This is a genomic window from Kitasatospora sp. NPDC007106, from assembly GCF_040634455.1.
GTDB lineage: Bacteria > Actinomycetota > Actinomycetes > Streptomycetales > Streptomycetaceae > Kitasatospora > Kitasatospora arboriphila.
On the sequence record NZ_JBEYFP010000804.1, the window covers coordinates 1 to 2586 of the forward strand.

General features: G+C 76.3%; 3 protein-coding genes. 1 reads left to right on the forward strand and 2 read right to left on the reverse strand.

Annotated features, from left to right (window positions below):
• Positions 1-237: 237 nt before the first annotated feature.
• A complete protein-coding gene (locus ABZ641_RS32575; protein WP_359987687.1) occupies positions 238-681 on the reverse strand; it encodes an NTP pyrophosphohydrolase in 444 nt (147 codons plus the stop codon).
• A gap of 133 nt (positions 682-814) precedes the next feature.
• On the opposite strand from ABZ641_RS32575, the gene ABZ641_RS32580 reads away from it, so the two are divergent.
• Positions 815-1066 carry a hypothetical protein gene (locus ABZ641_RS32580; RefSeq protein WP_344627334.1) on the forward strand — a complete coding sequence of 84 codons (252 nt, stop codon included), beginning with the start codon at positions 815-817 and terminating at the stop codon, positions 1064-1066.
• A 116-nt stretch (positions 1067-1182) separates the two neighbouring features.
• Here the strand turns inward: ABZ641_RS32580 and ABZ641_RS32585 are convergent, their stop codons facing one another.
• On the reverse strand, positions 1183-2172 hold the full coding sequence (locus ABZ641_RS32585) for a helix-turn-helix transcriptional regulator (protein ID WP_344627335.1): 990 nt from the start codon (positions 2170-2172) through the stop codon (positions 1183-1185).
• Positions 2173-2586 lie beyond the last annotated feature (414 nt).

A 2586-nucleotide genomic window follows, 5' to 3' on the forward strand; every position in this document is an offset into this window, starting at 1 on the left:
GGAGGAGTGTGCCGCGGCGGGGGCCGCCCTGCCCCGGCCGGCACAGGCCGCGGCGGCCGCACCCACCGCGCCGAGACCCACGGCCCGCAGGAGGCCCCGGCGGTCGATCGGATTCACGGTCGAGACCATACGGCTTCCACGGCGAACCGCCACTCGGGCGGCGGCCGGTCACGGCGACCGACGGGCACCGGCCGGGAGAGGGCGGAGTCGTCCGTGGCCGGAGCGGACCGGACGCGGTCAGGCCGGACGGACCGTGCGGGGCCCGGTGACCTCGGCACCGAGGGCGGTCACCCGGTCACGCAGGCCACGGTCCGCCGTGACGACCAGACAGCGGCGCGGCGGCACGCCGGACACGGCCTGCTCGACCACGGCGACCACCTGGTCGTCGCCGCTTCCGGGCGCCTCGACCACCCGGACGCGGGGCAGCCCGGGAACGCCGCGGGCCGCGCCCTCCACGACGAGGACCACCTCCAGCGGACCCGTCCGTGCCCACGGCGGCAGCCCCGCGCGGTCGTCACCCAGCCCCGCACCGGCCAGCGGCACCAGGGCGTCGCGCAGCCGTTCGGCCGCACCCCGCCGGTCCCGCCACCAGCCGTCCGGCACCGAGCCCACCACGTTGGCCGCGTCCACCACCAGCAGCGGCGCGGCCTCCGTAGGCCCGCCCGCGTCCTGCTCGCCCATGGCAGCCAAGGGTGTCACACCCCGCGGACCCCTTACCGACGGGCCGGTGCGACGGCCATCCGGGTGGACGGCCATCCGGGTGCGGCGCCGTGTCGCGCCGCCCCGGACGGGCCGCGGCGGGTTTGATGAAGCCATGGAGTCCGATCCCACCGAGCCGTACACCGACGAACTGCTGGCCCTGGCCCCCGGCCTGGCCCGCCCGGCCGCCGACCTCTTCGTGCGGCGGGTGTTCGAGGGCGGCGTCGAGCACGGCGCCCGCACCGCGCTGGCGAACGTCGCCGCCACCGAGCACGAGAAGGACGCCCAGCTCCGGCGCCTCGGCGAGCGCCTGGTCGAGCTGGGGGAGGACCCGCTCGACGTCGCCCGACTGCTGAGCCGGGACTGAGCCGGGGCCGGGACTGAGCCGGGCCGGGCCGGGCCGGGCCGGGCCGGGGCCGAGCGCTTCGTGAGCGGTGACCGCCGGCGGTGACCGTCAGCGGTGACCCGTGACCGGAGGCCGGATCAGAGCCAGCCGTTGCGCGCCGCGTGCAGGGCCAGCTGGAAGCGGGTGCGCGAACCGGCCCTGGCCCCGATCTGCTCCAGGTGCCGGGAGAGCGTCCGGCGGCTCACCCCGAGGAGCTCGGCGATGGTGTCGTCCGTGACGCCGGTGGCGAGCAGCTCCAGGATGCGGCGCTGCACCGGGCCGAGCCCCGGCGGCGAACCGCTGCCCCGGTGCATCGGCAGCGCCGTCCGCCACGAGGTCTCGAACAGGCCGGTGAGCGCGGACAGCAGGCTGGACGGGTGTACCAGCAGCAGTGAGTCGTTGACCTCCGCCTCCACGAACGACATCGACACGATCGCCAGCCGACCGTCGAAGACCGTCAGCTTCACCGGCACCGTCGGCAGCACCCGCGCCTGCTCCCCGGCGGCGATGCACGGCCGGATGTTGGCGTCGTAGTAGGCGGTGTTCTCCACCGCCGAGCGCGAGTACACCACCCGGTAGACCACGCCCCGCTGCAGGTTGCGCTCCTCCACCGGGTTGGCCGACCCGTCCGTGTGGTATGGCGGCGAGTCGAAGCGCAGCACCTCGCTCTCCGCCGCCGCCTCGATCTGCCAGATCCGCTCCGCGACCGCCGGTCCGGTCACCACCTCCAGCAGGTCCTCCGTCGCCTGCGGGCTGACGGTGCGCCGGTAGCCGCGGTAGGCGTTCACGGCGGCCTGGTGCGCCCGGTGCAGCTCGGCCGTGCGCGTGTGCGCCAGGTGGTCGAGCGCCAGGGACGGCTCCACCGGGGCGTGCTCGCCGCCCTCCGAACCGGCCTCCGTGATCAGGCCGAGTCTTCGCAACTCGGCCAGCCGGAGGTCCAGCTCCTCCGTCCCGCGGCCGGCGCCGAGCCGTCCGGCCAACTCCTCGCGACGGCAGGGCCCGCCGGCCAGCAGCGCCGCGTAGACCTCGGCCTGGCGCCGGGTCAGGCCCAGTCGGGCCAGGTGCGTCCCCAGGTCCTCGTCGGTCAATGGGCCGGCCTCTCCGTGCGGATCGCGGCGCCGGGTGCGCGCCGGTGGGCTGCATGGTGGCACGTCCCGCGGCCGGCGCACCAGAACGGACGGGACGGAAGTGACGGAGGGTCATGGCGCGGCGGGTGCCCGTCCGCGTCACTGGCCTCCCTGTGCCACCGTTCCGGGCGCGCCGGCAGTAGACCGTTCCTGCCCCGGACGGTCCGGGACAGCAACGCTCCACCGAACGGGAGTCACCCGTGCCCAAGCACCGCGCCCACCGCATACGCCGCAGGACGATCGCCGCCACGGCGGCCGCCACCGCCGCGGCGGCCGTCGCCGGGCTGCTGCTGGACCGCTTCTGGTGGGGCTCGGCCTTCCTGGCCGCCGTCCCGGTGATGCTGCTGGTGCTCGTCGCGGCGCCGCTGCTGATGC